The organism is Paenibacillus oryziterrae, from assembly GCF_042610485.1.
Taxonomy (GTDB): Bacteria; Bacillota; Bacilli; order Paenibacillales; family Paenibacillaceae; genus Paenibacillus_AQ.
The window spans coordinates 37,728-61,290 of record NZ_JBGJZO010000022.1; the positions used below are offsets into that span (position 1 = coordinate 37,728).

32 protein-coding genes are annotated in these 23,563 nt (G+C 46.3%); 7 read left to right on the top strand and 25 right to left on the bottom strand.

All coding sequences use genetic code 11. From position 1 onward, the window contains the following. Positions 1–216: 216 nt before the first annotated feature. Both rpmF and ACAN55_RS19070 read right to left on the bottom strand, forming a co-directional pair. Entirely contained in the window at positions 217–390 is a 174-nt protein-coding gene (gene rpmF, locus ACAN55_RS19065) for a 50S ribosomal protein L32 (RefSeq protein ID WP_379136442.1), read from the bottom strand. A gap of 62 nt (positions 391–452) precedes the next feature. Further along, complete coding sequence (locus tag ACAN55_RS19070; RefSeq protein ID WP_379136444.1) at positions 453–962, bottom strand: YceD family protein; 510 nt, start codon at positions 960–962, stop codon at positions 453–455. 160 nt (positions 963–1,122) lie between these two features. On the opposite strand from ACAN55_RS19070, the gene ACAN55_RS19075 reads away from it, so the two are divergent. Beyond that, positions 1,123–2,358: a nucleotidyltransferase gene (locus ACAN55_RS19075; RefSeq protein ID WP_379136447.1), complete on the top strand. Its 1,236-nt coding sequence runs from the start codon at positions 1,123–1,125 to the stop codon at positions 2,356–2,358. On the opposite strand, the gene ACAN55_RS19080 is transcribed toward ACAN55_RS19075, so the two are convergent. Next, positions 2,348–3,385: a SepM family pheromone-processing serine protease gene (locus tag ACAN55_RS19080; RefSeq protein WP_379136450.1), complete on the bottom strand. Its 1,038-nt coding sequence runs from the start codon at positions 3,383–3,385 to the stop codon at positions 2,348–2,350. The two genes, ACAN55_RS19075 and ACAN55_RS19080, sit on opposite strands and share 11 nt — an antisense overlap. Before the next feature lie 135 nt (positions 3,386–3,520). On the opposite strand from ACAN55_RS19080, the gene ACAN55_RS19085 reads away from it, so the two are divergent. Continuing rightward, a complete protein-coding gene (locus tag ACAN55_RS19085; protein ID WP_379136453.1) occupies positions 3,521–4,750 on the top strand; it encodes a nucleoside recognition domain-containing protein in 1,230 nt (409 codons plus the stop codon). On the opposite strand, the gene coaD is transcribed toward ACAN55_RS19085, so the two are convergent. Both coaD and rsmD read right to left on the bottom strand, forming a co-directional pair. Beyond that, entirely contained in the window at positions 4,731–5,240 is a 510-nt protein-coding gene (coaD, locus tag ACAN55_RS19090) for a pantetheine-phosphate adenylyltransferase (RefSeq protein ID WP_379136457.1), read from the bottom strand. The genes ACAN55_RS19085 and coaD overlap by 20 nt on opposite strands. Beyond that, positions 5,224–5,832: a 16S rRNA (guanine(966)-N(2))-methyltransferase RsmD gene (rsmD, locus tag ACAN55_RS19095; RefSeq protein ID WP_379136460.1), complete on the bottom strand. Its 609-nt coding sequence runs from the start codon at positions 5,830–5,832 to the stop codon at positions 5,224–5,226. Before rsmD ends, coaD begins: the two co-directional genes overlap by 17 nt. Positions 5,833–6,313: 481 nt before the next feature. On the opposite strand from rsmD, the gene ACAN55_RS19100 reads away from it, so the two are divergent. After that, complete coding sequence (locus ACAN55_RS19100; RefSeq protein ID WP_379136464.1) at positions 6,314–6,475, top strand: Spo0E family sporulation regulatory protein-aspartic acid phosphatase; 162 nt, start codon at positions 6,314–6,316, stop codon at positions 6,473–6,475. A gap of 29 nt (positions 6,476–6,504) precedes the next feature. Here the strand turns inward: ACAN55_RS19100 and ACAN55_RS19105 are convergent, their stop codons facing one another. The 11 genes from ACAN55_RS19105 to ACAN55_RS19155 form a co-directional block, all read right to left on the bottom strand. After that, the gene (locus ACAN55_RS19105) at positions 6,505–6,885 is read right to left on the bottom strand and encodes a LytTR family transcriptional regulator DNA-binding domain-containing protein (protein ID WP_379136466.1); all 381 of its coding nucleotides are present in this window, start codon (positions 6,883–6,885) and stop codon (positions 6,505–6,507) included. A gap of 14 nt (positions 6,886–6,899) precedes the next feature. Continuing rightward, a complete protein-coding gene (locus ACAN55_RS19110; protein ID WP_379136469.1) occupies positions 6,900–7,016 on the bottom strand; it encodes an AgrD family cyclic lactone autoinducer peptide in 117 nt (38 codons plus the stop codon). Then, the gene (locus tag ACAN55_RS19115) at positions 7,013–7,540 is read right to left on the bottom strand and encodes an accessory gene regulator ArgB-like protein (RefSeq protein ID WP_379136472.1); all 528 of its coding nucleotides are present in this window, start codon (positions 7,538–7,540) and stop codon (positions 7,013–7,015) included. Before ACAN55_RS19115 ends, ACAN55_RS19110 begins: the two co-directional genes overlap by 4 nt. Further along, positions 7,537–8,160 (bottom strand): hypothetical protein, encoded by a 624-nt coding sequence (locus tag ACAN55_RS19120; protein WP_379136475.1) that lies wholly within the window; start codon positions 8,158–8,160, stop codon positions 7,537–7,539. The genes ACAN55_RS19115 and ACAN55_RS19120 overlap by 4 nt, the downstream gene beginning before the upstream one ends. Positions 8,161–8,332: 172 nt before the next feature. Further along, the gene (locus tag ACAN55_RS19125; protein WP_379136479.1) at positions 8,333–8,548 is read right to left on the bottom strand and encodes a hypothetical protein; all 216 of its coding nucleotides are present in this window, start codon (positions 8,546–8,548) and stop codon (positions 8,333–8,335) included. Between the two features lie 177 nt (positions 8,549–8,725). Continuing rightward, the gene (locus ACAN55_RS19130; RefSeq protein WP_379136481.1) at positions 8,726–8,827 is read right to left on the bottom strand and encodes a YjcZ family sporulation protein; all 102 of its coding nucleotides are present in this window, start codon (positions 8,825–8,827) and stop codon (positions 8,726–8,728) included. A 111-nt stretch (positions 8,828–8,938) separates the two neighbouring features. Then, entirely contained in the window at positions 8,939–9,361 is a 423-nt protein-coding gene (locus ACAN55_RS19135) for a hypothetical protein (protein ID WP_379136486.1), read from the bottom strand. A gap of 107 nt (positions 9,362–9,468) precedes the next feature. After that, complete coding sequence (locus ACAN55_RS19140; RefSeq protein WP_379136489.1) at positions 9,469–9,750, bottom strand: holin; 282 nt, start codon at positions 9,748–9,750, stop codon at positions 9,469–9,471. Then, positions 9,747–10,283: a glucosaminidase domain-containing protein gene (locus tag ACAN55_RS19145; protein WP_379136578.1), complete on the bottom strand. Its 537-nt coding sequence runs from the start codon at positions 10,281–10,283 to the stop codon at positions 9,747–9,749. The genes ACAN55_RS19140 and ACAN55_RS19145 overlap by 4 nt, the downstream gene beginning before the upstream one ends. After that, the gene (locus tag ACAN55_RS19150; protein WP_379136491.1) at positions 10,217–10,357 is read right to left on the bottom strand and encodes a hypothetical protein; all 141 of its coding nucleotides are present in this window, start codon (positions 10,355–10,357) and stop codon (positions 10,217–10,219) included. Before ACAN55_RS19150 ends, ACAN55_RS19145 begins: the two co-directional genes overlap by 67 nt. A 158-nt stretch (positions 10,358–10,515) precedes the next feature. Next, positions 10,516–12,147: a sensor domain-containing diguanylate cyclase gene (locus ACAN55_RS19155; protein WP_379136494.1), complete on the bottom strand. Its 1,632-nt coding sequence runs from the start codon at positions 12,145–12,147 to the stop codon at positions 10,516–10,518. Positions 12,148–12,360: 213 nt separating this feature from the next. Between ACAN55_RS19155 and ACAN55_RS19160 the strand changes: the two genes are divergently transcribed. Both ACAN55_RS19160 and ACAN55_RS19165 read left to right on the top strand, forming a co-directional pair. Continuing rightward, positions 12,361–12,645, top strand: coding sequence for a hypothetical protein (locus tag ACAN55_RS19160; protein ID WP_379136497.1), 285 nt, complete (start codon positions 12,361–12,363; stop codon positions 12,643–12,645). Between the two features lie 189 nt (positions 12,646–12,834). Next, positions 12,835–13,164, top strand: coding sequence for a PilZ domain-containing protein (locus ACAN55_RS19165; RefSeq protein ID WP_379136580.1), 330 nt, complete (start codon positions 12,835–12,837; stop codon positions 13,162–13,164). 99 nt (positions 13,165–13,263) lie between these two features. On the opposite strand, the gene ACAN55_RS19170 is transcribed toward ACAN55_RS19165, so the two are convergent. From ACAN55_RS19170 to ACAN55_RS19190, 5 genes are read right to left on the bottom strand one after another with little or no spacing between them, the layout of a single operon-like run. Continuing rightward, on the bottom strand, positions 13,264–14,004 hold the full coding sequence (locus ACAN55_RS19170) for a hypothetical protein (protein ID WP_379136500.1): 741 nt from the start codon (positions 14,002–14,004) through the stop codon (positions 13,264–13,266). Then, the gene (locus ACAN55_RS19175) at positions 13,998–14,699 is read right to left on the bottom strand and encodes an ABC transporter ATP-binding protein (RefSeq protein ID WP_379136504.1); all 702 of its coding nucleotides are present in this window, start codon (positions 14,697–14,699) and stop codon (positions 13,998–14,000) included. Before ACAN55_RS19175 ends, ACAN55_RS19170 begins: the two co-directional genes overlap by 7 nt. 13 nt (positions 14,700–14,712) lie before the next feature. Then, entirely contained in the window at positions 14,713–15,087 is a 375-nt protein-coding gene (locus ACAN55_RS19180) for a GntR family transcriptional regulator (protein ID WP_379136507.1), read from the bottom strand. A 2-nt stretch (positions 15,088–15,089) separates the two neighbouring features. After that, complete coding sequence (locus tag ACAN55_RS19185; protein ID WP_379136509.1) at positions 15,090–15,836, bottom strand: ABC transporter permease; 747 nt, start codon at positions 15,834–15,836, stop codon at positions 15,090–15,092. After that, on the bottom strand, positions 15,829–16,800 hold the full coding sequence (locus ACAN55_RS19190; protein ID WP_379136512.1) for an ABC transporter ATP-binding protein: 972 nt from the start codon (positions 16,798–16,800) through the stop codon (positions 15,829–15,831). The genes ACAN55_RS19185 and ACAN55_RS19190 overlap by 8 nt, the downstream gene beginning before the upstream one ends. A 216-nt stretch (positions 16,801–17,016) precedes the next feature. Here ACAN55_RS19190 and ACAN55_RS19195 point away from each other — a divergent pair, with 216 nt between their 5' ends. Together ACAN55_RS19195 and ACAN55_RS19200 are read left to right on the top strand one after the other, a co-directional pair. Next, positions 17,017–18,423 (top strand): cryptochrome/photolyase family protein, encoded by a 1,407-nt coding sequence (locus tag ACAN55_RS19195; RefSeq protein WP_379136514.1) that lies wholly within the window; start codon positions 17,017–17,019, stop codon positions 18,421–18,423. A 163-nt stretch (positions 18,424–18,586) separates the two neighbouring features. Continuing rightward, on the top strand, positions 18,587–19,474 hold the full coding sequence (locus ACAN55_RS19200) for a sulfurtransferase (protein ID WP_379136517.1): 888 nt from the start codon (positions 18,587–18,589) through the stop codon (positions 19,472–19,474). 156 nt (positions 19,475–19,630) lie between these two features. On the opposite strand, the gene ACAN55_RS19205 is transcribed toward ACAN55_RS19200, so the two are convergent. From ACAN55_RS19205 to ACAN55_RS19220, 4 genes are all read right to left on the bottom strand, one after another. After that, positions 19,631–20,173, bottom strand: a complete 543-nt coding sequence (locus tag ACAN55_RS19205) for a hypothetical protein (protein ID WP_379136520.1) — start codon at positions 20,171–20,173, stop codon at positions 19,631–19,633. Between the two features lie 154 nt (positions 20,174–20,327). Beyond that, positions 20,328–21,230 carry a hypothetical protein gene (locus ACAN55_RS19210; protein ID WP_379136522.1) on the bottom strand — a complete coding sequence of 301 codons (903 nt, stop codon included), beginning with the start codon at positions 21,228–21,230 and terminating at the stop codon, positions 20,328–20,330. Between the two features lie 227 nt (positions 21,231–21,457). Next, positions 21,458–22,525, bottom strand: coding sequence for a glycosyltransferase (locus ACAN55_RS19215; protein ID WP_379136526.1), 1,068 nt, complete (start codon positions 22,523–22,525; stop codon positions 21,458–21,460). A 17-nt stretch (positions 22,526–22,542) separates the two neighbouring features. After that, positions 22,543–23,532, bottom strand: coding sequence for a polysaccharide biosynthesis protein (locus ACAN55_RS19220; RefSeq protein ID WP_379136528.1), 990 nt, complete (start codon positions 23,530–23,532; stop codon positions 22,543–22,545). Positions 23,533–23,563: the final 31 nt, after the last annotated feature.

Genomic DNA, 23,563 nt, shown 5'->3' on the forward strand with positions numbered 1-23,563 from the left:
ACCTCCAGGCCATGCTGCATGCAATTACCGGCCGTCGTGGCCGCTGTTTTTTTCACGTATGAAGAAGTCTTATATTTTTAGAACCAGGTACTAATATGTAGTATAAAGCATGCCGTGATAAAAATAAAGTATTGACACGCAACGCCAGTTAATTATAAAGCAGACAAAAAAAATAGTACCTCACCGGCAGATGAAGTACTACTTTTATTTGAAGAATTATTGTTTGATGATCTCTCTTGCTTTGTAAGTTCCGCAAACTTTGCATACGTGGTGAGCAAGCTTCATTTCTCCGCATTGTTCACATTTTACCATGCCCGGCACAACCAGCTTAAAGTGAGTGCGACGTTTGTCACGGCGGGTCTTGGACGTTCTACGTTGAGGTACTGCCATGTGTTCCACCTCCTAATTCGATTTAACCTGCATAACTGCAGGAGCTTGTTCTCATTCATGAATCATTTAAAAAAGTTTTTCAACCCAGCGAGTCGAGGATCGATCACTGTGTTGTCGCAACTGCAGGTGCCTTCGTTCAAATTTTGTCCGCATTTCTGACAAAGACCAAGACAGTCTGCCTTGCACAATACCGCTTCCGGCAAGTGCAGTACGAAGGTTTCTTCCACATACGGGACAAGATCCACACTCTCATCCTTGATGTAAATGAGTTCCTCATCCTCTTCTTCTGGAAGATGTGGCTGCTTAAGCCACTTGAAGGTTTCGGCAAAAGGAATGTTCAGATGACTGCTGACCTCATTCAGGCAACGTGCGCATAACATGCTCACATCCCCATCCAATTTCCCCACCACTTTCACACTATCGGTGTCCGCGGGCAGCGCTTTAAGGTCCACTGTGAATGGTGTTGCAGTCAGAATATCCTTACGCCCTTTGACAAGCTCACTAAAATCCATCGTATGATGAATAAATAGAGGCTCATCAGCATTTGCTATTTTGCGAAAGTGTACTTCCATTACTATCACTCCAAACAAACAAAATTTATTATACCTATTATTACTAAGCTTTGTCAACCTTTTTCCCTTTATATTGTTTCTAAAAAGAGAGACATTTATGATATAACTATTAATAAAGTTTGGAAATCCTCTATTTCCAGCACAAAGGAGCGAATCCGCTGTGAGCACAGTTGGAATCATTGCAGAATATAACCCTTTACATAACGGGCATGTCCACCATTTCAATCAATCCAAGCAGCTCTCCGGAGCAGAGCACTCCGTTGTTGTGATGAGCGGACCGTTCACACAGCGCGGAGAACCTGCGGTTTTAAGCAAATTCGCACGCACGGAAATGGCTTTATGCATGGGAGCCGATGTAGTGATCGAACTCCCTGTAGCCTATGCCGTACAGCCTGCTGAATGGTTCGCATTCGGTGCCGTATCGCTGCTTGAAGCCACTGGCGTCGTGGACAGCCTGTGCTTCGGCTCTGAAGCTGGCACCCTGGAGATGCTGAAGCCACTGGCGGAGTACCTCGCAGATGAGAGCAGCGAGCTGCAGGAGGAAATCCGTCGCAGACTGGCACTGGGCGAAAACTTCCCGGCCGCGTACAGTGCAGCAGCAGCTGCGGCCTGGAGTGGTATGACTGATGCGGAGCAGGCAAGCACTGCCGGAGAACTGCTGCGCCAGCCCAACAATAGTCTGGGCTTGCATTATCTCATAGCCTTGCGCCGGATATCAAGCTGTATCCTGCCTCTAACCGTTCCCCGCAGGGGTGCGGGATTCCATGATCCTGTGCAGGAGGGTTCTGCTATTGCCAGCGCTACCGCCATTCGCGGGCTGCTGGACTCCAAAGGTGACCCTTCCGCATTTATGCCAGACTACAGCATGAGAATCCTGGAACGGGAATATGCAGCCGGAAAAGGTCCGATTAGCCTAGAAAGCTTTAATCACCAGCTCCGGCACTTGCTACTAACTCATACTGCTCCGGAATTGCGGGGTCTTCACGATATGAGTGAAGGACTGGAGAACCGGATGCTGCGGCTCATGCCCGAACTAGAGGAGTTCAGCGCGTCTCTTTTGCTGGAAGCGCTCAAGAGCAAGAGGTATACCCGTACCCGGCTGCAGCGCTTACTAATCCATCTGCTGCTTAATCATCCCGGTAATGAGTTCACGCCTTCTCGACTTGGACAAGGACCAGGTTATATCCGGGTTCTTGGGTTCAGCGAGAATGGTAGAAGCCTGCTAAAGAAGATGAAGACCTCTGCTTCTCTGCCTGTTGTTATACGCCCCTCGCTATGTTCGCATTCCCAGTTAGAACGTGACATTCAGGCTTCTGCAGCTCATGCGGGTGCATTCAAAAACCCGGGCCGCAAGGATCTATACAGGGATTATCTTGAGCCTCCAATCAGGGTTTAACCGGTAGACCTTCCATATAATCTAGAGCTTCCTGCAAAGTGGATACTGGAACCAGCTTAATCGCGGTTCCTATTTGATCCGCTTTGGTCTTAGCCTCCAGGTAATTGTCGATAGGCACGAAGAATATCTCCGCTTTCTCATGATCCGCTGCCACTATTTTATGTTTAACTCCGCCAATGGGTCCTACTTTACCTTCGGGATCAATTGTTCCCGTACCAGCAACCCTATATCCTTTGGTCAAATCACCGGGTGTAAGCTGACTGTAGATCTCCATAGTGAACATTAAGCCAGCGGACGGTCCGCCAACATTTGTCGCAACGAAACTGACTTCCTTGCCTGCTTCCTTAGCCTCCACCTTCTGCACGGCGGCTATAATCACTCCAAGGCCCGGCCTGCTTGCTCCCGACTCCGCATCCTTGATTTCGATGAGCTTCACATCCTCTTGAAGCTCTTTGCTGCCACGCTTTAAGGTGATGGCAACTGTGTCTCCAATTTTACGGCCTGCCAGCAGCTTAGTCAGTGCTTCTGCATCGGGAATGCCTTGTCCGGCAACGGTAAGAATCCGGTCTCCCGGCTGGAATTGAATCCGGTTACCCTCCTCCGGAACTGAATAAACAAATAAATAATCCGGTTTATTCTCAAAGGGAATACCTGCCGCGTGATAGGCTGCCTGGACAGCATAAGACTGAGAACTATCCATATTAAACACCTGCACGGCAGCATATTCCTCTTCAGATTTATCTCCTAGCCTGGTCTCCTTGGCAACCACTTCCGAGTTGGAATTAAAAGCAGAGGCGACCAAAAGCGCTACATTCGCATAACTGGCCGACACGGTTGTCATCATAAACGTTCCCTTTTCGTCTTCGTCACCGTTCTCTACCTTGATCATCGGAGCGACCTCCGATGCACTGCCCGGCTGATATACAATGTACGGGGTTCCCATAAATACGAATACATAAATCAGCACAACTAGCGTAAACAGATAAAACGCCGTACGTAGTCCTGTACGGTGTCTTATTGCTTTCATAATAAGTTCCTCCTTCCCAGCCGCGCCTCAACGATGCAAGTCTGCTTCAGTAAGCGCTTGGCATGATGGTTGTCTCTTCTGCATACAGTGATAGCATACTAGTCTGCCTTAAGTTATGAAGAGGTGAACCGTAAAATGAACGTTAAAATAAACCGCATTTCCAAGAGTTCAGCACCATTCCTCTCCGGTGCCGTTGCAATCTTTCTGGCCGTTGCTATCATATCTAGTCCAGAAGCTTCCTTTCAGGCTTCACTGGGCGGTGTGAAACTGTGGTGGAATTTGGTATTCCCGGCACTTCTCCCATTTCTGATCCTATCCGAGATGCTGACTGCGTCCGGTTTTGTCCATGGAATCGGTGTGTTGCTGGAGCCACTCATGCGAAAAATTTTCCGGCTGCCGGGAGCAGGCGCATGGACACTGGTTCAGGGACTTACTGCCGGATTCCCCTCTGGAGCACAGGGTGTTCTGCAACTGCATAAGCAAGGCAGTGTTTCAGACAAGGAAGCAGGACGACTTGCCGCACTCGTGCATTTCGGTAGTCCGGTGACTCTTTTGATTGTGGTCGGAGTCGCCTTTCTGCACAGTCCGGCAACCGGTTATGGACTGCTTGCCATACATTGGATTTCCGGTCTGCTCTCGGGGCTGACTGCCGGGTATATAGGAAGAAGACGTTCCGATTCAACGGAACATCCTCCATCTGTGGCATCAGACAATATCAGTCATACAAGTTTATACCGCCGAGTCCTTGGCGCTGCAATAAAAGCTCACTCGGAGGATGGCCGCAACTTCGGCCGGCTCCTCGGTGAATCCGTAACGAATTCCGTGCAAAGTCTCATGATTGTTGGCGGATACATGATTATTTTCTCTGTAATCACGAGCATCATCCTCCGTCTGTTCCCAGCACTTCCGACAGCACTGCCAGCAGGAATACTGGAGATCCATTTAGGCGCCCAGTCATTGACCGATGGCGCTGCTGTGATAATCCCTATATGGAATGGGACTTTAAAGATAGCATTATTGTCTGCAGCCCTCGCCTGGAGTGGAATTTGTTCACAGCTTCAGGTGCTTACCATTTTAAAGCCAGTCGGGATTTCATACCTGCCTTTTGCGGGAGTCCGGCTTCTGCATGCGAGCTATGCTTACCTGCTGACCATACTCCTATGGAAACCACTCATGACCCTTCACGAAGAAGCCCTGCCGGCCTTTGCCGCGCCTGGAACATTCGATCCCTGGAATCTGAGGTTAATGTCCATTTGGAGCACATTCCCTGTGTGGCTTACTTTGCAGGCTGCATTACTTCTACTTCTATTCCTGCTCTCTGTCATTCTAAGTCTGTTCTCAGCGCTTAAGCGCGGTTCAAATTGAACTTACGCTTCATGGCAAGCTCCACTTCAGGAGTAACAAACTCCGATACATTTCCGCCAAAGTGGGCAATTTCTTTAACAACGCTTGAACTTAAATACGAATACCGCGGGTTCGTCATCATAAAGATGGTTTCCGCGTCCGGATTCAAACTATGATTAATGGAGGCATTCTGCAGCTCATATTCAAAGTCGGTCACTGTCCGAATTCCGCGCACTATTACTTGCGCATCCTTTTGCCGGACATAATTAACCAGCAGATCACGGAAGCTGTCAATCTCCACGTTAGGAATATCAATGGTCGCCTGTCTGAGTAATTCGGTACGCTCTTCTACGGTAAACAGAGGGTTTTTGCTCAAATTATTGAGTACGGCAACAATCAGATGATCAAATTGCTTCGCTGCGCGCCGAATGATATCCATGTGTCCCATGGTAACCGGATCAAAGGTACCCGGGTATATGGCGACACTTTCCTTTCTATTCTGCAGACTCATCCTGCGCCTCCTCTCCAACCTCGGGTCCCTGCCCGTCAGTGGCTTCATACTTGTAAATAGAAATCGTTGTTTCTCCATACACAGCCTGTCTCAGCCTGCGGAATCCCGGAATATCTTCAGGGTAGACATAAGCAGATTCATGTTCCAAGACAATGACTGCTGCTTCTTCCAAAAGGCCTTTAGCTGCCATGCTGCTCATGAGCTCGTCCCCTGATTTCAATCGGTATGGAGGGTCGAGAAAAACAAGCTCGAACGCCCGTCCCCGTTTCTCAAGTGCGCTAAGCGCCCTACCAGCATCATTGCGGTAGACCTCCGCACGGGATTCAAAGCCTGTTGCTTTCAGGTTAGCACGAATTGTTTCGATACTTTTCGGCTCCATATCCACAAACACCGCGCGTTCCATTCCCCGGCTTAGCGCCTCGATTCCGAGACCCCCTGTACCAGCGAATAAATCAAGCGCTGCGCCACCCTCAAAATAAGGGCCTATCATACTAAAAACTGCTTCTTTGACCTTGTCGGTCGTGGGGCGTGTCCCATTCCCGGGAACACTCTTCAAGGGTCTTCCCTTGGCACTGCCAGATACAACTCTCACCGTCATCACCTGTTCTATATCTCTGTATTATGATGCCCTCAAGGCATTAATCCACGCCTATCGTACCACATTCAGGGCATTAAATAAAAACTCATTATACGATCTCAAATCTGCCCTATATGAACGGTCCGAAAATTAGATGTATAAGACTTCCTCCTGCGGGACATCATGTAATTATCGACATCGCAAATGTCGTAGATAACCGCGAAGTAAGCTTACGTTTCCCCATAAGCTCTTCGTCCGGTTTCTCCTCTCCCATGAAAGAGGCTCCCGAAAGGGAGCCTCGATTATTTTTGCCACCTAAAAATCCCACTCTATCTTTTTTATGCAACCCACCAAATAAAAAATGAAAATTCTGGAGGATATCAAGACGAATTAGCGAATTGATAATAAACTTTGCTTGTGCCGAGTCAATTCTTCTCGGATATCCACAAGGCACAGTCGTACATACATAGATATTCAATTTATAGGAGTTGTTGTTTTGGAGGAAATCATTCTGAAGATCGAGGAACTTCGGGAAGAATTGAACAAGCTGTCTTCCTATAGACGCTTGGTTGATCCCGAGGTTATACGAGCGAGCCAATTGCTTGACGATGTACTGAACACTTACAATCTTTTTTTACATCAAAAAATCACAGAATAGGAAGATAAAAAGCCGCTATCAGCGGCTTTTTATCTCCATACTATAGACGTTGTATCTATCCCAAGCAGCTTTCGAATTTCTTCAAATCTTACATGTGTCATTGTACACCGCTTGGATTGGGATGTAATTTGTTCTTCAAAATAGGCTACGTGGAATACACCGTCCATCTGCACAATTTTATCCAGATTAATCACATTCGTCCGGTCCACCAACCTAAAATTAAACCCGCTATTGCACAGAGCATTTTGCCAATATGTTAGCGTTCCGAGAGAGTAATACATCTCCTGCATCGTATGAAAAATAATCCGATCGGGTTTCCGCGAATATTCAATATATAGTATATCATCAATAGCCAACTGCATTAGACCTTCATTTGCTTCAGAATCCTTTGATACAGATATTGTATTCATAACTACATCCCCAATTATTTAAGAAGTTCTTCCGGTGTGTCACCACTATAGATGTAAAGTACGCTTGCTGAAGTAACGATGACAACAGCCACCAGGGCTAAAGCTGATGCAAGTTTATTCCATAAGTTCACGGGGTCTCCCCCCCCCTCCACGATACCAAGGTTAAAGCTTGTACCAAAAAACATACCCCAAGGATGGATGAACCCCATACTAAATTACTGGTTACCATCAAGGCGGAGATCCATTTCAGAAGCGGATAATATTTACGCGGGATCCGCGATTGTTTCTCGATGCCTGAAGGAGCGAACAACAAGACAAGTAATATACTGACCACATTCATACTCATCAGCCAATATCCTGAAGGATTTAGTAAAGACATTCCCGTGAACAGTGAAGTCGTAACCACCACACAAAGAGTACCCGTTCTGAGATGCTTCCCCCCGGATATCATTCGCAGTGCGCCAAAAGCCACCAGAATTGTAAGCATTTCTTGTAAATGTCCCGTTAGCACACCAGATAATATGGAAAAGACAATAATAGACAACGTATTGATAATCACCGCCAGAGCATGTTTCAAAACGGCTACGGAAGCCGGATGATCTGTCGTTCTCTTTTTAATGCCTTCTGCCATTCTTAGTGCCAGGGAGTCAATCATGCTTCCCTTTCCTTTCCCGTCGCATAATAAAGAAAGAACAATAAAGTAACGGCAAAAAAGAAAATATTGATCCAAACACGGTTGTAATATAACGTGAACGTCATTACCGCCAAGAAGATAACAATAGTCGAGATCGTAATGACGTGCTCAAACTTGAACCTGAGGCGTTCAAGGTTGAAGGAAAAACCGTAGCCGTACTTATACAATAACAGAGCCAGTGGAAAGACGATTACTGCCGTCATACTTTGAAGTGCATAACCATTCGCAAGCGTAGATTGAGCCTCTGCAATAGATCCAAATACGATTTCTACAATAACCGTCTGAATGATAGCAAATACTATAAATCCTGAGATGGTAACAATCAAAGAACTTGCTATTGGTATTCTAACAACCGTTGTGAACAGCAACGTAAATATCAATATATTTGTTAAGGGAACAATGAACTCCAAGGACAATTCATTACGCAACACATAGCTTTGTAAATTCATCAGAATGATAACAAATAAAGCCTGCCAAGCATAATCCGTCATTTTAAATCGGAAGATCGCCAAACTCAAAGCATACCAAGCAAAAAACTCTAAAGTTGAGAAAAACATAAAGCCAACTGGTTCCCAAGACAACATCAACACCGCCTGATCTATTTTTGAAACTTACATGTTTATTATATAATGGGACGTGCTTTCGAGTATAGTACTTCCAATCTATTTCAGTTAGAAGATCTGTACATGCAAATAAAAGGAGGGTCTGTACCCTAATACGGGTTAACAAACTCTCCAGTTGAATGGCTACAATTTACAGAAGTACAGCTCTTAGATTTCTGCGTGCGATTGCATTTAAACGAAGAGCCTCACGAATGGATGCTCTCGCTGCAAGCAGTTCACGTCTAGCCCGGCTTCCAATAGGTACACGATTAAGGTTCTCATTAATCTCCTCTAGTCTTTCCCTCAGGATAGCCCGCTGTACTCTTAAAGCTTCTAATGCTCTACGAATTCTGTCTCTGTCATTCATGAAATACACCTCTTTCACTTTTGATAATATAAGAGATGCAGTTTACAGCTCTTCTGCTTGTGTACTCCGGCAATATTATTGTGAGATTCATAGCACCTTCTAATAAAATGACCCCGGCGCTTACACGCCAGGGTCACTTAAACTCGGAGGAAATTACTAGACTAAGCTCTGTCGAAATTATACCCAAAAAGATTTGGTTATAATTACCAGAAGAATGAATAGAACCAATATGGCACTTGTGGATGTGAACGCTGGGCTATATCCTCTTTCCTCACTCATGATAACTCCTCCTTTTTCGTTGAGTTAACACAGGATATGAAATATACCCGCAGGGTGCTTGGGTTATTGTCAAAATAGACTCCCGTCTTAACTTCAACAGTTGCTGAAGAGTTAATCCGAAACCAGAATACCATCAAAGTTTTCAGGACCTACACGAATTGTTCCCAACAAGCTGGAGCTTACAAACGCTGTATACGTCAACTGTGGGGTTATCGGAGGATTAAAGTCATCCGCTGAGAACGTAATCACCTGAGGGGCCAGTACACTTAAGCTGAAGGTTGAAGTTGCAGAATAAACCAATGGATCTGTAGGCAAGGTCCCTCTTACAATGGTAATTGTAAGACCTAATAATGCGAGTGGAAGCTTTACAGAGATTGTTCCTTTTAACATGACACGCGGATTTGTAGTAACACCTGCAGTTATCAACCCGATCTGTCCAAATATCTGTGGTGAATTAATAGCAAGAATAGGGGTTAGGATAGAGTTGGCATAACTCGCATTCTGAGATGTTCTACCATCAACATAGGTTCCCATAATAAGCACCTCCTTTCGTATTATCTATATGCAGTATATGAATTCCTCACTTGAAAGAATTGGACATTCTCTAGTATTTATTAGCTGATTTTATAAACAAATTAAGCTTATTTATCCTTCGTATTCCCATCTCGCTTGTTAAATGCCAGTTCGAATAACCCCGTTGCCGATAACCCGGCCAAACCTCCAGACCAAAGGCGCAACGTCAGATCCATAGGAGTAAAGGGGTAGGAGAGTACACCAACCAACAGTCCAATAACTAAACCAACCGCTGGAACGAGATTTCGGGGAAGATTAATGGTATTCTTCACAAGCTGTACCAAAGCCATTACGAAAACGGCCAATACGGAAGCAAAAGTCAGCACGCCATTCAACGTTTCATTATTCATCTATTACTCCTCCCTACTGCCCATGGAGGGACTCGCATTGGGGATTCGCCTTCGAAGATGTCTAAGCGTTCAGTCACTTTGATGATGGACTGGTTATGTTCCTGGAGTCCGGATTTAAGGGTGTCCTTACTTCTCTCAAGCCCTGAAATCATCGATTGCAGCTCTAGCGTTCCTTTTTCCAAATCTGCAAGTTTCCTTTTGTCTTCAGTGGACATCTCATCCTCCTCCATTCCTTCATCAAATGAGTACAAATGATATGAATCCATAATTCCGATAAGCTTCGACGCATAATCCGGATCCGTGACATAACCGGCAGTTACAATTTCCCTCGCTGCCGTTTGACCGGAAGCCCCAATGACCCTTCGGTACAGATCCCGATTCCATGAAACACCGTCTAGAATGATGGATGAGTGATCAGAGATCAATTCTCTCCAATCGCTATAGGCACGGAACATCGCATTCACCTTTACAGCTTTCCCGTTATAATATTCAGTGGTTCGAGCCGTAATGCTGCCTGCGAAATGGTTAGGGATGCAGGAATGCCGGTACGTTGCATATCTTGTACCGCTAGCGGCGTTATCCTTGCTATAAATTCCTCCTTCGTCATATCATCACATCCTTTCTCTTTATTAGATGCTTGTGTGAGTATACTGCTTGTGCCTTCCCCCAAAGTTTCACTATAGTTTCTGCTAGATTTTAAGGCTGAACAAAAAAACAGCAGTGAATCCTTGTAAGGACATCACCGCTGTTGTCGAGATGTGAACGTTATACTGCTGTTTCAAACGTGATACGGTTCTTTCCACTCCGCTTGGAAATATATAAGGCTTCATCTGCTAGGCGTAAAATTTCGCTAGTATCCTGGGTTTCCGGACTCCATACTGCCGCTCCCACACTACATCCTACAGAAATCACTTCTCCGTCGATTTCAAAAGGCAAATTGATCGTATTAATAATCCGTTTGGCTACCACTTCTGCCTCTAGCATAGCCTTTGCAGCAGATGTATTAAGGATGATGACAAATTCATCTCCGCCGATCCGGGTTACAATCTCATTGTCACGGGTACAATCCAGCAAGCGGAAGGCAACTTCCTGAAGCAATCTGTCTCCTGTCCCGTGACCCAAGGTATCATTGACCATTTTGAATCCATCGAGATCCAGATAAAGAAAACTTAAGGTGGTCTGATTCTGCTTCGCTTTATTTACGGCATGGGCAAGAAAATCATCCAATGCGAGCCTATTCGGCAAGCCGGTTAACACATCATGTCTGGCCATATCCGACATATACCCCAGTGCAGATTCCGTTTTGGTGAGGTTATTCACCAGATTCCGCAGAGACTGTGAAAGAACTGAAATATCCTTGATTCTATGGGTTGTGGGGATTTCTACCATTTCACCTGAACTTAACATATCTGCCGCCTTGGCAATCTTGCTCAAAGGACGGGATATTAGTCCGGCAAGAATCCAGCCAATAATTCCGAATAGAATCGCAGCTGCAAAACCGGCCAGAACAATATACTTTTTAAGCTGATAAATAGAAGCGAAAGCTACATCTGTGGGCTGCCGAATGATAACTGACCAACCCAATCCGGGATAACTGTGATAACCGTCACCGTAAGCGTAACCGGTTAAGAAGAATTTACCGCTCGCCGCGTCATCGATCATCCATGAGTTCTCACCTGCCCGGGCTTTCGAAAGTGCAGCGCCAGGCATTTTCTGGCCTACAAGCTCTTTAGGGCCAAGCAGAATGGTATTATCTTTTTTACTGACCACAAAGACCTCAACATCCTTCATTCGATCCTTAATAGGAGTCATAATGGAATTCTCGACCTCTTGTGACCACTCCCAGCTAAAGTGTGCAGCCAAAACACCTATTTTCTCCGACTTCTTATTATAGATGGGTGTACTGTAGTCCACGAATTGCAAAGGTTCTCCTGAGGGATTAGGCAGTAACTTGGACAGCAAGACAGCATCATGCACGTCACCAATGTACGGGCCTTTTAAACCTTCTTTAAAGACCGGACGTTCTGCGATATTCTGGCCAATTAATATGTTATCTGTAGAAGCAAGCACATTGCCTTTTTTATCGAGATATCCTACCCAGGTGAATACCGGGATGTTTTTTTTCAATTCATTGAGCAATCTGCTCATCTCCACTTTATCCGTCGGCTCCTGAAAAGCGTTAAGTTTGCTAAGCACTTCCACTTCACCGGAGTGGGACCACATGAAATAATCCAGATTCTCAGACATTTGATAAGCGACTTCCGCGAAGGAATTCCCTATACTTTGTTCTACAGATTTAGTGGATTCCTGTCCTATTGCATAACTTAGCAGTGCAGTCAGCAGAATAATAACAACTGCGAATGCGCTTGAAAAGACCGTACGCAGGTTCAATGACACAATACATTCTCCTTAATGTCGAGTTCAGTCGTTTTATTTTTTATCGGTCAAATTTTCATTTGAGATTAGCGGACGGGGGGATTTACGCAATTTCTTGATAAAGCTATCGCATTTTAGCAATATTATAATGAAATCATGTCTAGACAGTGCTTACTGTTGTTCGATGTAGTATAATTTGCTATGAATTCCATGCCAATATAAGGAGTGACTTCGATGACCGAACAATATGAAATGTATGATGATCCCTTTAAAATGTTGATCCTGCTGGCCACCCTGATTGCTGAGAAACAGGGAACCCCTCTCAAGTATGAAAATGTACCTTCTTATGAAAATGACGTATTCGCCATTCAGCACCAGAAATTTATCTACAAAAAAGACGGTACTGAAATTACTTGGTTCGAGTTCTTGGGCAGAGATATCGCCTCCAGCCATGATCTGAGCCGCGCCGAGTACAACAAAATGTTCGTTGACTGTATGGCATCACTGTACAACCTGTAATACCACCTGTCTACATACAACAAGAATTCCGGGAGCTTCTGAACACCATTTCTTTCTGGTGCTTTCATGAAGCTCCTGTGTGCATTCATCAGGTATTGTCCAAAACCAATCATTTCGATATAATAGCAAATAAACGGGCGGTGGTAAACAATGGAGGGCGCCAGCAGAAAAGAACCATTCCGATACGTGATGAATCAGCCTATTGAATGCTGGATCGAAGTGCCAGCGGGTAAAGCAGGCCCAGGTGCCGGAAAACAGACAGAGGGTGTACTGCTAGATTTAAGCCGATCCGGTTGCAAGGTCCGCTCGTCCCTGAACCTCCGCTTCTCTACAGGCGATACACGTTTAATCGTTCATTTCCAGCTCAATGAAGTAAAGTTAAGACTGGAAGGAAGTGTCCGCTGGGGTTGGATGTATGGTTTGGGCCAATTCCAATATGGAGTTCGTCTCATTCTGAATGAAGAAGAAGAAGATCTGCTTATGAAAGAATTGGAAATTTGGACAATTGCACAACACTAAGTTCTTCAACTGAACAGATACATGAAAAGACGTCCTCCTCACGGAGAGACGTCTTGTTTGTTTATAGTGTGGTATGAACTCTTAAGAAGTGCGCACCACCTATGCTTCCACTCTTCTTTTGACTAGCAAAGTAATGATATAAATAAGAAGTACAGCAAAACCCATCTCCATCAGGGTCGGTAAAAGGTGGTAGGCTTCCCGGGTAAATGAGACTGCTCCACCCGAAGAAACGGACATCTCAGAGAATTCAATCTGAAACACACTGCCCGTGGCGTCGCTATCCGGTCCAAGAACTGCGCGGACGAAGAGCGAAAAACCGCTGTCCACTGCAATAAAAGTAGCAATTCCTATCCACTCCCGACCTTTAAAACGCACACTGAGAGCAACGGTGATCGCAAGCATAATATAGATCAGAATATAGCAGGCTGACCAGATAAGCTGAAGCTGCATCTGTACTGCCACAGGCCAGAAATTCGCCGGAAGGGGATGATCCCCAAGAAGAGTGTACAGCCCCAGATGTACGCCTCCGAGAGCAGTCAAGCCTAACAATAGCAGAAGAAACAAGAGTAATGGTGATAACACTTTATAGCTCTGTTGTACGGGAAGAAGCATCCGGTGATAGGCTTTGAAATTGAAATCATAGGTACGACAGCATTGGATAAGAAGAAGCAGGCCGACTACAGCATAAGTCATGACACTTGCCACGAGATGGACCGCCGGATTCCAGTCCGAAATCTCGGCGGAGATCCATATTCCGGCTTGAAGCAGCACTGTGATCACTAACGCTACTGCGAAGAGATCCCTATTCCGCCTAAAATCGTATTTTAGCAGTTTCAGCATTCCGCATACACCTCTCTGAACATATCAATTATGCTTTTGCCGTCGTGCAGGCGGATGTCTTCTACTTCGCGGTGCATAACAATCTCCCCATCTTTTATGAAGATTACATCATCAAATATCCGTTCAATATCCGTGACCAAGTGGGTGGTGATCAGGATGGTGCTGTCTTCCTCATAGAACTCCACAAGCGCATCCAGAATCTTCGTCCGCGCTACCGGATCCACCCCGCCGATCGGCTCATCGAGCAAATACAAGGATGCTCTCCGGGATAAAGCCAACGTCAACTGCAGCCGTTCGTTCATTCCCTTAGATAGTGTCTTGACCTTATCGGAAGCCTTAAGTTTCATAAACTCCAGCATGCGATTGGCTTTGTCTTGGTCGAAGTCAGCATAAAATTCCCGGTAAAATCCCAGAGCGTCCCCCACCGTCATCCAGCTTTCAGTAAGTGCCCGGTCCGGCATAAATGACACAGATGCCTTGCTGCTAACGCCCACAGGAATACCCAGCACCGTTACCGATCCGGAGGAGGGTTGTGTGAGTCCGGCAATGATTTTGAGCAATGTGCTTTTACCGCTCCCGTTGCTTCCCAACAGTCCGGTGATTCTTCCGGCACCAAGTTCAAAGGATACGCCACGCAATGCTTGCTTGGATCTGTATTTTTTACTCACGTTCTGAACCTGTAGTATGCTCTCCACGCTGTGGATCCCCCTATTCTCCATCATTGTTGCGAATGCTATCGGACACGATAGATACGATATCATCGCCGTCAAAACCAAGCTCTCTCATGCCGCGGATAAAACGTTCCAGCACTTCCTGCGCCATTTCTTGTTTAATCATCATGATCTTATCTTCCTCACTTGTCACATATCTTCCCATTCCCCTTCGAGTCTCCACAACCTCTTCACGCTCCAGTTCCTGGAATGTTCGTTGCACCGTATTCGGATTGATCTGAAGTTCAACAGCCAGCTCGCGCACTGAAAGAATCTTATCTCCCGGCTTCAGCTTACCCCTGACGATTTCGCCCTTGATATAATTCATGATCTGGATGTAGATGGGTGAGTTGTTATCAAATTCGATCGTCATGGTCAAGCAACGTCCCTTCGTTTGAATACCACAAACCCGGCGATCAGGAACACAGTCATATAAATCGCAAGCATCACGATAGAGAATGATAAGGTCATTCCCGGCAGAGGCGGGCTGTCATTCTGGTATGCGCTCAGGTTCAAGTTGGGAAATAGAAAGTATTTATAGAAGTTTTTGGTGATCACCAGATTATCTATCGCTATGGCGAACATTGAAATCCCAATGGTCACACCTGTTGAAGTCGTCAATATGCCGATCATGAAGGTTAAGGTCACATACACTAATGTATAGACAAAACCATAGACAATAGACTGCATAATATCAGTCAGACCCGCTTCTCCACCACTCGCTCCAAACCACAAAACGCCAGAGGCATAAGATGCCAGTACCGAAATGAAAGTGAGGCTAATAGCATATAGCAGCACTGCAACATATTTTGATGCCAGTATCATAGTTCGGCTGCGGGCGCGAATCAGCAGAAACTTAATCGTCCCTTGGCTGTGCTCTTTCGCCACTGAACCCGCTGTGCCAATAATGGCAATCATCGTAACGGCTTTCCCTAACGCAATGGGCAGCATTAATGTTGCTGTGAAGTCATTGGCCCCTGGGAACGAATCCGCTGACAAGGAATATATAATGTAACCAATGACCAACGGCATAAGAACCAGCAGGATATAAGGGACAAGGAACATCCGTTTTTTTGAAATCTTAAGCCATTCGTTCTGAACCAATCGGGTGAATTTATGCAATGCGGTTACCCCCCGTCCATTTCAGGAAATCTTCTTCCAGACTTTGTTTATTCTCGGTGATCCTGTGAATGCCAGCTCCCCCGGCAGACAGAGCCGCTGCTATATCCGGAACCAGTTGCTCCCTTAAAGATACAGTTACTTCACTGCGGCTGCTCTCCGTACCTAGAATCTGCACATCATTACTATCCTTAAGAACATCCAATGCTTTCTCCAGGGAGTTGACCCGGAAACTTAAGGTTACCACTCCTTCGTGATCTTGCTCCACACCCAGATTAGTCACCGTTACCAGCTTACCGTTCTGAATGACTACTGCCCGGTGGCAGATCTGTTCAATCTCGGCAAGCAAATGACTGGAGATCAGGATCGATATCCCCTCTACTTCAGCAATGGTCCGCATATACTCCCGCATTTCACGAATACCGGCAGGATCAAGACCATTCGTAGGTTCATCCATAATCAGCAGCTTCGGCCGGTGCAGCAGCGCTTGAGCAATCCCGAGCCGCTGGCGCATACCAAGCGAATAGGCCTTAACCTTTTTATTCATCGCTTCCTGCAGTCCCACCAACTGCACCACTTCATCAATCCGGCTATCCTCGATACCGTCTGTCATCCGCTGATATTGCTTCAGATTATCAAGGCCGGTCATATAGGGATAGAATTCCGGATTCTCGATGATTGCGCCGATATGGGCTATCGCTTCGTTAAATTCATTCCGGATGCTGTGTCCATGTACAAGCACATCCCCTTCGGTCATCGAGATGAGTCCTGTCATCATGCGGATGGTGGTTGTTTTGCCTGCGCCGTTAGGACCTAGCAGACCTACAATTTCACCCTTCCGGATATCAAAAGATAACTTGTCGACGATGACATTCCCTTTGATGATCTTGCTTACCTCATTCATCTGCAATACGATCGACGCATTCCCAAAACCTGATGATTTAACATGATATGCAGTTTGACTCATGGCACCCTCCTGGATTGAAATCTAATGTACCGGTTAAATAATTCGCTGTACCGGTGTATTAGTTAAATAGTACACTGGTATTTCGATTTTGTAAAGCCTGATTCTTGTATCCCGACATAAGTGAAACAGGGCAATACTTCAAATGGTGGAAGTGGATAATCCTGAGCATGCTCCGTTAATAACCTATTTGGCTTGCAGAAGAAGTATGGTCCCGCTATGATCAAAAGATCAGTCTATCTCGGAAAGGAAGCCGCGCCTATGATTCTCTTCATTCACCGCAAAGACCTGCGTACGATCGATTTACCGGCCTTTCATGCTATCCAGTCTGCCGGTGTAACCAGCTTGCATATCCTGATCCTTGACCCTTTCCTGCTGCGCAAGGAACGATATCTTGAACACAGCGGCCTGACCTTTCTCGGGCAAGTTGCACGGTTGGAGAAGGATTACATCAGGGAGGGCAAACAGCTGCATATTCTGTACGGTGAGCCTGATGAAGTCGTTAAGAAGCTGGCGCAGACCTATCCCATTGAGCAAATAATGGTTCATGCAGATTACACACCATATGCTGTGAAGAGAGACAAGCAGTTGAATGAAACTGCATCCTCACTTGGCATCCAGTTTCAAACATATTCCGACAGCATGCTTTGTGACCTGGCTGATTTCGTGGAGTGGAGCGGGAGGACGGAGCCATATAAGGTCTTTACACCCTTTTATCGACGCTGGCGTACTTTCCTAGCAGAACGTTTCCTTCCTCCGTATTCCGCGGGCCTGAAGGAAATGCAAACGGCCAGCCTGGATCACAATATAACGAACACCTTCAGGGTTCCGGATGACATCGGCCAGCAGCTCCGGCAATTATCTTTACGGACAAATGACCTGGACGCAAATCGTACACTCGATCAATTCCTTAGTCAGAATCTGCTGAATTACACGGTGAGACGGGATCAATATGCAGAGGATGGCACGAGCCGGATCAGCCGGCATCTAAATGCAGGAGCGATTTCAGCACGGACGATCTATTCACGGCTGACGGGAGAAGACCGCGGAGCGGAAGAATGGTTGAGGCAGCTGGCCTGGCGGGATTTTTATCTGGCTCAGGCCCGCCTGGATGCTGATTTTTTCAACTATGAGAATATCTTTGATCTGACCCGCCTGGGTACAAAATTTTTTGAAGCCTGGTCCATGGGGGCAACCGGTATTCCGGTCATCGATGCGGCTATGCGCCAGTTGAACGAAACGGGCTGGATGCCGAACCGACTGCGGATGGTTACCGCGATGTTCCTCACCAAGAATCTGGGCTGTCCGTTTATATACGGAGAACGATACTTCCGTCTGAAGCTGAGCGATTACGATAATGTGCTGAACCGTGGCGGCTGGCTGTGGAGCTCTTCGCTCGGATTTGACGCCTCCCCTTACTTTAGAATTATGAATCCAGTCACTCAATCACAGACTCATGATCCAAACGGTAGCTATATCCGCACCTGGCTGCCGGAACTAGCCGATTTGTCGGACAAAGAAATTCATCTTCCCCGCCCTGGTGCCATCGTTGATCTAAAGAGCTCACGGGCACGGGCGATCGAAACCTATAAGGAAATTCTGCAAAATAAAAGAAGCAGCTTCTGACAATATGAAGACAAACGTCTACAATTCTAAGCAGTTTCAGCATCGGAATGACTAAATTTCCTTTCTAACAGATATCTCTGTGTGAATAGACATTTGTCTGCGTGGTTACAGATTATCCGCTATAATAAATTTCATACTGAAAAGAGCAAAGGATGGGGTACCAATGAACGCTACGGTTTCCAAACGCTGGCTGTTGGCAAGGCTCTATGAGCCTGATCAGACGATTGTGGATTGCCGGTTTACGCTCGGTAAACCGGAGAATGGGCGGGAGAACTATGAGCAGGAGCATATTCCAGGTGCCGTCTATCTGGACTTGGAACAGGATCTATCTTCTCCGGTAGGGGAGCATGGCGGACGCCACCCTATACCCGATCCGGAGAACCTTGCAGCACGGCTGGCCAAACTCGGGATAGGCAACGATTCACGTATAGTCGCCTACGACGATGAGAGCGGTATGAACGCTGCGCGGCTCTGGTGGCTTCTTCGCTATCTTGGGCATGAACAGGTATATATTCTGGAAGGTGGTTTCAGTACCTGGAAAGCCGACAAATTCCCGGTCACCAATCATCAGCCGGTGCGGGTACCGGGTACTTTTGTGCCAAATATTCAGCCTCAGATGCTGGCCGATGTTGAAGAGGTTCGCCGGATATCTGAACAGACGAAGGACGCTGCAGTGCACGCTTCGTCTTCTGCTGCGGATTCGTCCCCTGCTCTTCCCGTTCTAATCGATTCCCGTGCCAATGACCGCTATCAAGGCATGAATGAGACTCTGGATAAGAAAGCCGGACATATCCCGGGAGCTGTCAATTTCTTCTGGAAGGACACACAGAATGCAGACGGCAGCTTCAAGAGTGCCGAGCAGCTGCAGGAGCATTTTGCGGGACTGGACAAGGATACGGAGATCATCGTTTACTGTGGGTCCGGCGTCACCGCCTGTCCGAATGTGCTGGCACTAGAGACTGCGGGATACACGAATGTGAAGCTGTATGCGGGGAGCTGGAGCGACTGGATTAGTTATGAGGAGAATCCGGTGGCTACGGGAGAGGAATGAACATTGGCATAAGCATGCAAAAGCCCGCGCCGGGTGCTCGCCCGACGCGGGCTTTTGGTGCTGATTACCGCTGCTCTGGCGGTGCAACCTGATTACAAACACGGATTCCCCCGTGCTTATTCAGCTATTCGCGCATGTTACAATTGCTGCACAGACTTAAGGCGCATATCTGCTGACATCTACGGCCACATGCTCAAGCTTGGTTTTACTTAACGAATGATAAGGCGCAGAGATGGTAACGTACCGGTCCTTCAAAGGGAACGTGAGCATATCGGTACCATTTACGTTGTACCATTTGCCCTTCACGTTATTGGATTCAGGCAATGTGACTACGGTGCCTTTATAGCTGTTGGAATAATCGCGCGGAGACACGGAAACTCTCATGTATTTAAAGAAGAACGTAACGCTGTCGCCGGCAACGCCTACTTTTTGGAAGGCATCGCCTGTGATCATGCGGGTAGGTACGTACGCGGTTTCGAATCCGTCGAAAGCAGCAAAGGCTTGAATGATTTTTTTGTATTCCGCGGACGAATAAGGCACATCGCTCACCGTGAAGTTCAGCTTTTGGGAGGCTGCGGCGGAATTCGAAGCGACAGACGCTGCCGTAGTGCCGGAAGCTAAGGCCGGCTGAGCCGATACGATTCCTGCAAAAAGTATGCTTGTGGCGATTGAAGCTGTAATCCATTGGGGGTAACGCATGTTTGATTCTCTCCTTCGTGTCTTGTTTTCTTTGTTCGAGTTTATCTTAACAGCCGATTGTATCCATCTTGAAGCCGAAATGTATCCAAGTTGTAAATACACGCAATCCTAACAAAATAAATTTCTATGTATACCTGATCAGCCAGAGCTTCCGCTACAGCCTGGTCAACACATGCGCGCTCACCAAGTAATCCCTGTCCTCATATTCGTCATGAACGAATTCCCACAGCAGCGCAAACCTTAATTCAACTTTATACAACCGCATAATTTGCGGATGAACGTGGACAAATGCCCCCGGCAGGCACAAGCCTTGTTCAGCCAGCTCCGGCAGATGCTCGTATATCAGATCCAAGTTTCCCCGGACATTTCCTCCCGTCAGCTCCAGAATCTTATAAGAAGCCGGGCTGGTATAGCCGGTTGTTTTGATATGCTGCAGCAGCAGAGTATCGGTTAAATGGACAATCACCCCGTCCGGTGCCAGAAGACCCCGCAAAGATTGAAAGATATTGATATGAATCCGTTCAAGCAGCCGGTCCAGCTGAGCACTGAATTCTGGCGTATGGGCAACTTTATTTTTCTTCCGGTAAAAAAAGGCGGAGATGAGCTGCGTCGTGAAGCATAAATTCATGACCACATCAAAAGGAGGGTGCAAAGGCGAGAAATCGACGTTTGGCAGCAATTCGTCAACCTTTTCTTTCAAATCATCCGGCGAAGAGACTTCCGTTCCTACGCCGCTCAGATCAATGATTGCCCGTTCGTATTTTTCCGGGTGTGCCGACTTACCCAGAAAGCGGTCCAGCGCTTGTTCATCGATATCGACAATCGTGATCCGTTCAAATATAGACTCGATGTAAGAAATGGGCACATCGTTTCCGTTTCCGGCCCCGAGCAGCAAAATATGCCCGCGCCCGCAGCGGTGATGTTCCAGCGTATGCTCCAGAACTTGCTGAATCTGATCCCGGTAGCCCGCCCAGTGCTGCCAGTCATGCTGGGTCGAGTCGTTGCGGAGGGTGTTGGCTTTCCGGAATTTGACGAAAGGGACTTTTACTTTTCTCATAAATAAATTCATAGCGGGTTTCACCTTTTCTATCTGGAATGGAGCATTAACAAAATTATATCGTTTTTTGGCAGGCGGTAAAAGAAATGCTCAACAGCAATTGATAGCAACCTACCTTTAAACAACAAATGCCTTGAAAAGGCGCCCCGGCATAAGGCCAGAGCGCCTGTTTTACACTTTGCAACTAATAACATAATAATACAAGTCAGCAGAATAATAATGCAGCCTTACTCCATGTGTATCACTGACATCAACTGCTCAAGGTTGACCTTGTTGGCAATTAAATTCCGGTCATTCGGTAAATAGACCAGAGCTGAAGCATTGTGCTCATAGGCTTTGGTTAGATTTCCAAGTCTCGCATAACATACACATAAACGGCAATGAGGCAGCCATGTGGATAAAATCTTGTTTTCGAGAGGCAATGTTCGGGGGGCTTTGGCCAGATTAAGGGCCTGAGTATACCAATACACGGCCGTTTCCCACTCTTCTCTTTCTTCAAAACAGCTGCCCAAATTAGAGCAAAACTCCGCGTGAGGTAGACCATATTGAAATGATTTTAATAACGCCTGTAATCGTTCCTCTGAATGTCCAAGCTTACTATAACAGTCGGCCAGCCTGGCGCAAGCCATAAGTTGACCCTCACGATCACCCTGATCCTCTTGCAAATACCGTTTAAAAAATACAACCGCCTTTTCGTACCATCCGAGATCGGCATGTTCACTCGCGTAGTAATAAAGTAGTCTCCCTTGCAGTTTTCCGTTTGAACCACACCATTTCCGGAGTATTTCCAGATTTCTCAGTGAATGATCTCCCACCCGGCAATGGGTGACAGCAATATCAGAGATGATAGTTTCACCGTCATATACATCCAAATATTCATGAATCGGTTCCTTCCACATGTACTTCTTAATTCTTCGAACGAGTCGATGAAGACGCGTGATTACAGCTGGTCTGCCCTCCTCATCCATAGCCAGATTATACTCCATTACAACTGAGTCGATGCCGGGCTGCAAATGTTCCTTAAGCCGTCTCAGTTTGCCCCGATCTACTTCCATCAGACGGTCATCCGCATCCAGCCATAATATATATTCCATGGAAGCTTGTGAGAAAGCGAAATTTCTTGCTTCAGAGAAATCATCATTCCAATTAAATTCAATGATTTGTTTCGTGTATATCGCTGCAATTTGTCTGGTCCTGTCAGAGGATCCTGTATCCACGATAATGATCTCATCCACAAGATCAATGACGCACCGCAGGCAGTCCGAAAGATGCTCTTCCTCGTTTCTAACAATCATACACAGGCTAATAGTGATCAGATTAGGAACCCCCCCTCCTGCAAGAGGGATTTAATACCTGATTTATTTACCAGACTGTCATTTGAGTGATATTCAACGAACGAAGCTTTTTTGAAATTGGAATAGTGACGGTAAAGCTGATCTTGATCGGTTGATGGTAAGATTACGAAATATTGCTCATTATACTTAAGCGTATACGGAGACTCATAGCTGGATATCAAAACTTCATGTTTCTTCTCCCCGGCTCTCATGCCAATCTCCTTAAGCTGGGGAACGCAGGGTAAATAATGCTCCGCCAACACCTCAGCTATATCTATAATCCGGCATGCTTTCATTTTCATAACAAAGGTTTCACCACCAATCGCGGTCGTTGCTGCTTTGAGCAGTAAAAATATGGCTTCCTGAAGCGTCAGGAAAAAGCGGGTCATTTCAATATCCGTAACGGTCAGATCTCTACCTTCGCGAAGCTGCTGAAGAAACAGCGGCACCACGCTTCCATTGGTTCCCAAGACATTTCCGCCCCGTATGCAAGTGAAACGAGTATGCTCACTTAGATCATTGGCTCGGATCATAAGCTTTTCACCGATTGCCTTGGTCATGCCATATACATTAATCGGATTTACCGCTTTATCCGTTGAAACGTCGATTACCTTTGTAACCTTCTGGGCAATACTGGCCCGAATAATATTTTCAGTGCCCAGCACATTCGTCTTTAGCGCTTCTTCAGGTTGAAGTTCACACACAGGCACATGCTTCAAGGCTGCCAAATGAAAGACATAGTCCACTCCCTTGCAGCCAGCCTCTACTGCGGTGTAATCCCGGACATCTCCAATTATGAAACGGAGCCGGGAATCATTCCCAAACTCTCTTTGCATCATGACTTGAGAAAATTCATTTCGGGAGAAGATTCGTATTTCCTGCGGATCTTCTTTTAGCAATGTTTGAGTCAACGTCCTCCCCCAAGAACCAGTTCCACCAGTAATCAACACAACCTTGTTTTTGAACATTAGAACACCGTCCTCTTCGTGATGGTTCTAC

Bases quoted from the DNA above. Each gene is read 5' to 3' on its own strand.
- ACAN55_RS19170 (WP_379136500.1), bottom strand. From the start codon at position 14,004: ATGCTGAAACTGCTAAAATACGATTTTAGGCGGAATAGGGATCTCTTC.
- ACAN55_RS19140 (WP_379136489.1), bottom strand. From the start codon at position 9,750: ATGAATAATGAAACGTTGAATGGCGTGCTGACTTTTGCTTCCGTATTG.
- ACAN55_RS19105 (WP_379136466.1), bottom strand. From the start codon at position 6,885: ATGAATACAATATCTGTATCAAAGGATTCTGAAGCAAATGAAGGTCTA.
- ACAN55_RS19125 (WP_379136479.1), bottom strand. From the start codon at position 8,548: ATGAATGACAGAGACAGAATTCGTAGAGCATTAGAAGCTTTAAGAGTA.
- ACAN55_RS19085 (WP_379136453.1), top strand. From the start codon at position 3,521: ATGAACGTTAAAATAAACCGCATTTCCAAGAGTTCAGCACCATTCCTC.
- ACAN55_RS19205 (WP_379136520.1), bottom strand. From the start codon at position 20,173: ATGCGTTACCCCCAATGGATTACAGCTTCAATCGCCACAAGCATACTT.
- rpmF (WP_379136442.1), bottom strand. From the start codon at position 390: ATGGCAGTACCTCAACGTAGAACGTCCAAGACCCGCCGTGACAAACGT.
- ACAN55_RS19150 (WP_379136491.1), bottom strand. From the start codon at position 10,357: ATGACGAAGGAGGAATTTATAGCAAGGATAACGCCGCTAGCGGTACAA.
- coaD (WP_379136457.1), bottom strand. From the start codon at position 5,240: ATGAGTCTGCAGAATAGAAAGGAAAGTGTCGCCATATACCCGGGTACC.
- ACAN55_RS19165 (WP_379136580.1), top strand. From the start codon at position 12,835: ATGAATCAGCCTATTGAATGCTGGATCGAAGTGCCAGCGGGTAAAGCA.
- ACAN55_RS19220 (WP_379136528.1), bottom strand. From the start codon at position 23,532: ATGTTCAAAAACAAGGTTGTGTTGATTACTGGTGGAACTGGTTCTTGG.
- ACAN55_RS19195 (WP_379136514.1), top strand. From the start codon at position 17,017: ATGATCAAAAGATCAGTCTATCTCGGAAAGGAAGCCGCGCCTATGATT.
- ACAN55_RS19200 (WP_379136517.1), top strand. From the start codon at position 18,587: ATGAACGCTACGGTTTCCAAACGCTGGCTGTTGGCAAGGCTCTATGAG.
- ACAN55_RS19080 (WP_379136450.1), bottom strand. From the start codon at position 3,385: ATGAAAGCAATAAGACACCGTACAGGACTACGTACGGCGTTTTATCTG.
- ACAN55_RS19180 (WP_379136507.1), bottom strand. From the start codon at position 15,087: ATGACGATCGAATTTGATAACAACTCACCCATCTACATCCAGATCATG.
- ACAN55_RS19160 (WP_379136497.1), top strand. From the start codon at position 12,361: ATGACCGAACAATATGAAATGTATGATGATCCCTTTAAAATGTTGATC.
- ACAN55_RS19215 (WP_379136526.1), bottom strand. From the start codon at position 22,525: ATGATTGTTAGAAACGAGGAAGAGCATCTTTCGGACTGCCTGCGGTGC.
- ACAN55_RS19190 (WP_379136512.1), bottom strand. From the start codon at position 16,800: ATGAGTCAAACTGCATATCATGTTAAATCATCAGGTTTTGGGAATGCG.
- ACAN55_RS19130 (WP_379136481.1), bottom strand. From the start codon at position 8,827: ATGAGTGAGGAAAGAGGATATAGCCCAGCGTTCACATCCACAAGTGCC.
- ACAN55_RS19115 (WP_379136472.1), bottom strand. From the start codon at position 7,540: ATGATTGACTCCCTGGCACTAAGAATGGCAGAAGGCATTAAAAAGAGA.
- ACAN55_RS19210 (WP_379136522.1), bottom strand. From the start codon at position 21,230: ATGAGAAAAGTAAAAGTCCCTTTCGTCAAATTCCGGAAAGCCAACACC.
- ACAN55_RS19070 (WP_379136444.1), bottom strand. From the start codon at position 962: ATGGAAGTACACTTTCGCAAAATAGCAAATGCTGATGAGCCTCTATTT.
- ACAN55_RS19135 (WP_379136486.1), bottom strand. From the start codon at position 9,361: ATGGGAACCTATGTTGATGGTAGAACATCTCAGAATGCGAGTTATGCC.